The following is a 6,364-nucleotide window of genomic DNA, read 5'->3' on the forward strand; positions in this document are numbered from 1 at the left end:
ATTTATAATTGAGTATTTCAGACTAACAGATGATGAAATTTTACAAAAAATAAAAAGTGGAACTCTAATTTATGTAAGCAGGACTGGCTGGGCTTTATCATATCTGTCTACAACCGCACAAGTCAAATCAAAGCCAAAAAGGATGCCTCTTCAAAAAGTTGGCAGGAGTTTATTTGCTATAACAAATTTTGGTAAAGAGTTGATAAGTGACAAGGATGCAAAAGACAAATTTATATCTTGGTACAATGAAATTTACAAACAAGAGATAAAACAAGAAAAACAAGAAGCAATAGAAAACACGCCAGATGACAATATAGAAGAGGCACTTAAAAAGATAAAAGAGGATCTAAAAAGCGAAATTTTATCTAGCATATTAGAAAAAGAGCCTAGATTTTTTGAGTACCTTGTGACCAAACTCTTAGAAAAGATGAGTTACGGCACTGGTAGTCTTACAAGCAAGGGTCCAGATGGCGGGATAGATGGCATCATAGACGAGGACGAACTTGGACTTTCTAAAATTTACATCCAAGCAAAGAGATATAAAGATAGCAGCAGCATCGGTAGCCAAGAAATTCAGCAGTTCATCGGCGCCATCTCAAATAAAAATACCAAAAAGGGGTCTTTATCACAACGGCTAAATTTACAAAAAATGCCGAAGAATTTGCCAAAAATAATCAAAATTTTAGCGTGGTCTTGATAGATGGCGACAGGTTGGCCGAGCTAATGATAAAGTTTAAAGTCGGAGTCCAAACAGGTCAAATTTATGAAATTTGCAAGATCGACACTGACTTTTTTGAATAAAGTATTTTTTAAATAGTTGCCATTCGCTACTCCATTTGGTTTGTTGCCTCTAGCAAAAATTTTACAGCTTAAAAAGGCAAATTTAGCTTCTCATCGCCCTTTTTATCAGCTAAATTTAGTAAAGCAAAACACTTTTTAAACCAAATTTTGCTCTTATAAACGCCGTCTAAATTTATAGTGTTATAATTACGGCAAAATAACGATTTTAAGGAGAGTGTATGTCTTCACGCATTATCACTGGCGTTTTGATGTTTGTTGCTATTTTGGTAGTTTTTTTTATAGATAATTATATTTTAAATTTTATTTTGCTTGGCGCTGTGCTTTACTTTGCCTTTAATGAGTCGCTCAAGCTTTATGGCATCGATCACAAACAGCTAGTTTATGCAGCGCTCGCATTTTACGTGCTTACATATTTTACAAATCCGATCTTCATCGCGATCCTTGCGATCATGCTGGTAGCATCTATCCTTGCGCACATAAAAAGTGAAAATTTAAAACCAGTCGCACCTTTTTTATACCCAACCACGCCGATATTTATGATGTGGACGCTCTACTCGGAGTATGGCATAGGCTATCTTGCATGGCTTATACTAAGCGTCGTTGCAAGCGATAGCGGCGCATTTTTCGTCGGCAAAGCCTTTGGCAAACACCCATTTAGCCCAAGCTCACCAAACAAAACCATCGAAGGTGCAGCAGGCGGCGTCTTGCTAGGCACGGTAGTTGGCTGCATAGTTGGACATTTCGTAACAGAAGGTTTTTTCCAAATTTTATTTTCAAGCTTCTTAGTCTGCGTATTTGCGGTCTGGGGAGATCTCTTTGAGAGCTACCTAAAAAGACTTTGCGGCGTCAAAGACAGCGGCACACTTTTCCCAGGACACGGCGGTATGCTTGATAGGATAGATGGCTATTTATTTGGCGTTGTCGCCCTACTTTGGTCGCTATCGTGGTAATACTTGGCTCCACTGGCTCGATCGGCAAAAATACTCTAGCGCTCTGCGAGAAATTTAATGTAGAGGTTGAGGCGCTAAGCTGCGCCAAAAACGTAGCTTTGCTAAACGAGCAAATTTTAAAATTTAAGCCAAAATTTGTCTGTGTGGGCGACGAAAAGCTAGTTAAAAATGTAAAAAACGTTGAAGCTAAAAACATCTTTTTTGGCGAGGCTGGACTGCTAGAAATGCTTGAAATTTCAAGCTCAAAAAAGGTGATAAACGCTCTTGTTGGCTTTGCTGGACTAGCCCCTAGTCTAAAGACGCAAGCACTTGGCAAAAGGCTCGCCCTTGCAAACAAGGAGAGCCTTGTCGTTGGCGGCAAATTTCTAAAAACAAGAGAAATTTTGCCTATCGATAGCGAGCATTTTGGGCTTAAATTTCTACTAGAAAACAAAACTCCAGCCAAAAAGCTCATCATCACAGCAAGCGGTGGGGCATTTTATAAAAAACCGATCAAATTTCTAAAAGAGGCCACGCCGTCTGACGCACTAAAACACCCAAACTGGGATATGGGCGCAAAGATCACCATTGATAGCGCGACGATGACAAACAAGCTTTTTGAGGTGATGGAGGCCTACTGGCTTTACGGTATAAAAGATATCGAGGCCGTGATAGAGCCAACCTCAGCCATCCACGCCGTAGTCGAGTTTATCGATGGCTCAAGCACGATGCACCTCTCACGCCCTGATATGAAGCTAGCTATCGCGCATGCTATGCTTGAAAACATGAGCGAAAATATCGTCTCTCACGCAAATTTACTTAATCTTAAAAATATCAAATTTCACAAGATCAGCCCTAAAAAATATCCAGTCTTTTCGCTAAAAGATGAAGTCTTAGCAAATCCTGATCTAGGCGTAGTGATAAACGCTGCAAACGAGGTTGGAGTGTTTAGCTTTTTAGAGAAAAAGTGCTCATTTTTAGATATATCAAGGCTTATTTTAGGCTCAGCAAAAAAATTTAAGAGTCTTAAAATTTCAAGCGTAGATGAAATTTATGAAGTTGATAAAGAGGTTAGAGAATACGCAAAAAGGATGCTAAATGCAAAGGTATGAGGGGTATAAATTTGATCTTAGGCAAAGTCTCATCGGTGTGCAGTTTCTGTTCGTCGCCTTTGGTGCGCTCGTGCTTGTGCCTATCCTTACGGGACTTGATGCAAACGTCGCGCTCTTTACAGCAGGTCTTGGCACGCTGCTTTTTCAGCTAATAACTAGAAAAAACGTCCCGCCGATCTTTCTAGCAAGCTCGTTTGCCTTCATCGCTCCGCTTCAGTATGGCATCGAAAAATGGGGCATACCAGTGACGATGGGCGGCGTTATATTTGCTGGATTTTTCTACGTCGCGTTAAGTCTTGTTGTTCGCTTTGGCGGAGAGAAAATTTTGCATAAAATTTTGCCTCCAGTCGTTGTTGGTCCAGTCATCATGACCATAGGTCTGATACTTGCTCCAAATGCCGTCAAAATGGCGACTTCAGCTACTGAGGCTTACACTCAAAATGTAGCTATGATGGTAGCGGCCACCTCGCTTATCGCCACTATCGTTGTCATGATGCTAGGACGCGGGATGTTTAGGCTCATACCGATCCTGCTTGGCATCATCGCTGGCTACATCGTGGCTTACTGCTTTGGCATGGTTGATTTTAGCGCCATCGCAAGCGCCCCTTGGTTTAGAGTGCCAAGCTTTAGCGCACCAAAATTTGAACTTGAAGCGATCATCTACATGATACCTATCGCCATCGCCCCAGCGATCGAGCACATCGGCGATATGCTTGCTATCTCAAACGTCACAAAAGAGGATTTTTTGAAAAATCCAGGGCTTAAAAACACCCTTTTAGGCGACGGTCTGGCCACCTCGCTTGCTGCTGCCTTTGGTGGTCCGCCAAACACCACCTACTCAGAGGTCACAGGCGCAGTTAGCCTTACAAAAGCGTATAATCCAGCGATCATGACCTTTGCAGCGATCACTGCTATCGTGCTAGCCTTTGTTGGCAAGCTTGGCGCAGTGCTCTCAACCATCCCAGCTCCAGTCATCGGCGGCATCATGCTGCTACTTTTTGGCATCATCGCAAGCGTTGGCATGGAGACACTTATAAAAAACAGAGTCGATCTAGCCGATCCTAGAAATATGATAATCGTAGCCCTCATCTTCATCTTTGCCATCGGCGGCATGGTGCTTGACCTTGGAGCGGTTAAATTTTCAGGTATCGGACTTGGCGCGGTTACTGGTATAGTTTTAAATTTGCTTTTACCAAAAACAAAGCATTACGAAGGATATTAATGCGTAAATTTAGACTTTTTTTAGCAGCTCTTGCGGCTGCAAGCCTTGCAAATGCAAGCGCACTGGACTATGCACTTATCAAAAAAGGTGAGCCAAGTAGCAATACTATGCTCTTAATCGGTGGCATACAAGGCGACGAGCCAGGCGGCTTTTTGGCGGCCTCTATCGTGGCGACTGACTATAACATCACAAAAGGCTCGCTTTGGGTCGTGCCAAATTTAAATTTCCCAAGTATCATCGAGCGAAGTCGCGGCACAAAGGGCGATATGAATAGAAAATTCGCCCACGTCGAAAAGGACGATCCAGACTACAACTCAGTGATGAAGATAAAAGACGTCATCACCGACAAAAACGTCACTCTCATCTTAAATTTGCACGATGGTAGCGGATATTACAGAGATAAATTTATAAGCAAGGACGAAAACCCCGACAAATGGGGCAACACCTGCATCATCGACCAAAGCACACTGCCAGGCTCAAAGTATCCAGAGCTTGAAAGCATCGCCTCAAGCGTAAAAGACGTGCTAAATAAGCACCTTATAGATCCAAAACATCAATATCACGTCAAAAATACGCACACAGCGATGGGCGACAAAGAGATGCTAAAAAGCCTCACCTACTACGCGATCACGCAAAACAAGTCCGCCTTTGCAAACGAAGCTAGCAAAAATTTAAACGCCGAGCAAAGGACATATTATCACCTAGTAGCGATCGAAGAGTATATGAAAAAGGCTGGTATTAGCTTTACTAGGCCCTTTGAGCTCGATGTCAAAAGCGTGAAAAAGGCGATCGAAAAAGAGATCAGACTCGAGCTATTTGACAGCTACGCTCTTAGCCTTAAAAACTTAAAGCCAGTGATAAGCTTCATGCCATTTAAAAAGGGCGAGCTAAGTTACAAGTCACCAAATCCGCTAATCGCCGTCATAAAAGATAACGACACCTACAAAGTGCAGTATGGCAACCGCTCTGTCACAAGGCTAAAACCGCAATACTTCGAGTTTGCAAAGCCGCTTGATAAAATTTCTCTTTTGAGCGATGGCAACGAGCAGGAGTTAAAAAGTGGCGATAAATTTAGCGTTAAAAAGAGCTTTAAGATAAAAGCTCTCAAAAACGTGCGCGTAAATGTTATAGGATATGGCACAAAAAGCGTTGATGAGAGCGAGCAGGAGATCGATAAAAACAGCCTAAACAAAAGCTATAGCATAGATAAAGATGGCAAAATTTACCGAGTTGAGTTTTACAAAAGTGAAAGTGGCAAAGAGAAATTTGCTGGCATGATACTAGCGGAGTTTAGATGATACTTGGCATCGAAAGTAGCTGCGATGATAGCTCTGTCGCGCTCATAGACGAAGAGACGCTGGAGCAAATTTATTATAAAAAGATCTCACAAGAAGAGGAGCACGCTATCTTTGGTGGCGTGGTCCCAGAGCTTGCAGCGAGGCTTCATACAAAGGCGCTGCCAGCACTTTTAAATGACATCTTGCCAAATTTAAAAGATATAAACGCCATCGCTGTGACAAACGAGCCAGGGCTAAGCGTGAGCCTGATAGGCGGCGTCAGCATGGCAAAAGCGCTAAGCATCGCCCTAAATATCCCGCTAATCGCCGTAAATCACCTAGTTGGCCACATCTACTCGCTATTTTTAGACCGCGAAGCCACCTTTCCGCTTGGCGTTTTGCTAGTTAGTGGCGGACATACGATGATACTTGAGATTAACGAAAATGGCGAGATTTTAGAGCTTGCAAGCACTAGCGATGATAGCTTTGGCGAGAGCTTTGACAAGGTGGCAAAGATGCTTGATCTTGGCTATCCAGGGGGTGCTGTGGTACAGCAAAATGCACTTTTGTGCGAAGATAAAGAGAGATTTAAATTTACCGTCCCACTTCTTCACGACAAACGCCTTGAATACAGCTTTTCGGGGCTTAAAAACCAAGTCAGAGTTGAAATTTCAAAGCTTGAAACTATCACACAAAAAGATATCGCCGACATCTGCTACGCCTTTGAAAACACAGCCTGCGAGCACATTTTAAATAAACTTGAAAAGGTTTTTAAACTAAGAAATTTCAAACGTTTTGGCGTCGTTGGCGGAGCAAGCGCAAATTTAAATTTACGCAAAAGACTTGAGGCGCTTTGTCAAAAAAATGAGTGCGAGCTTTTGCTAGCCCCACTTGAGTTTTGCTCCGATAATGCTCTGATGATAGCAAGAGCTGGGCGTGAGAAATACTTAAAAAAAGAGTTTATCCCGCATGATAAGCTAACTATAAACCCAAGGATTAGTTTTAAGAAAATAGAAATTTAAA

Annotated in this window: 5 protein-coding genes and 1 pseudogene; all 6 read left to right on the plus strand. The window is 42.3% G+C overall.

Translation table 11 applies throughout. From position 1 onward, the window contains the following. Positions 1-427: 427 nt before the first annotated feature. Positions 428-660, plus strand: a pseudogene (locus Q0296_RS05545) (restriction endonuclease); the annotation flags it as partial. Between the two features lie 359 nt (positions 661-1,019). Beyond that, positions 1,020-1,751 carry a phosphatidate cytidylyltransferase gene (locus Q0296_RS05550; protein WP_298037739.1) on the plus strand — a complete coding sequence of 244 codons (732 nt, stop codon included), beginning with the start codon at positions 1,020-1,022 and terminating at the stop codon, positions 1,749-1,751. Further along, on the plus strand, positions 1,733-2,842 hold the full coding sequence (dxr, locus tag Q0296_RS05555; protein ID WP_298037743.1) for a 1-deoxy-D-xylulose-5-phosphate reductoisomerase: 1,110 nt from the start codon (positions 1,733-1,735) through the stop codon (positions 2,840-2,842). The genes Q0296_RS05550 and dxr overlap by 19 nt, the downstream gene beginning before the upstream one ends. Then, positions 2,829-4,064: a uracil-xanthine permease family protein gene (locus tag Q0296_RS05560; protein ID WP_298037744.1), complete on the plus strand. Its 1,236-nt coding sequence runs from the start codon at positions 2,829-2,831 to the stop codon at positions 4,062-4,064. The genes dxr and Q0296_RS05560 overlap by 14 nt, the downstream gene beginning before the upstream one ends. Continuing rightward, positions 4,064-5,362, plus strand: a complete 1,299-nt coding sequence (locus Q0296_RS05565; RefSeq protein ID WP_298037747.1) for a M99 family carboxypeptidase catalytic domain-containing protein — start codon at positions 4,064-4,066, stop codon at positions 5,360-5,362. Before Q0296_RS05560 ends, Q0296_RS05565 begins: the two co-directional genes overlap by 1 nt. Further along, on the plus strand, positions 5,359-6,363 hold the full coding sequence (gene tsaD / locus Q0296_RS05570; protein WP_298037750.1) for a tRNA (adenosine(37)-N6)-threonylcarbamoyltransferase complex transferase subunit TsaD: 1,005 nt from the start codon (positions 5,359-5,361) through the stop codon (positions 6,361-6,363). Before Q0296_RS05565 ends, tsaD begins: the two co-directional genes overlap by 4 nt. The last annotated feature ends 1 nt before the right edge of the window (position 6,364 follow it).

Origin of the sequence: uncultured Campylobacter sp. (genome assembly GCF_937890585.1) — a bacterium.
Lineage (GTDB): Bacteria > Campylobacterota > Campylobacteria > Campylobacterales > Campylobacteraceae > Campylobacter_A.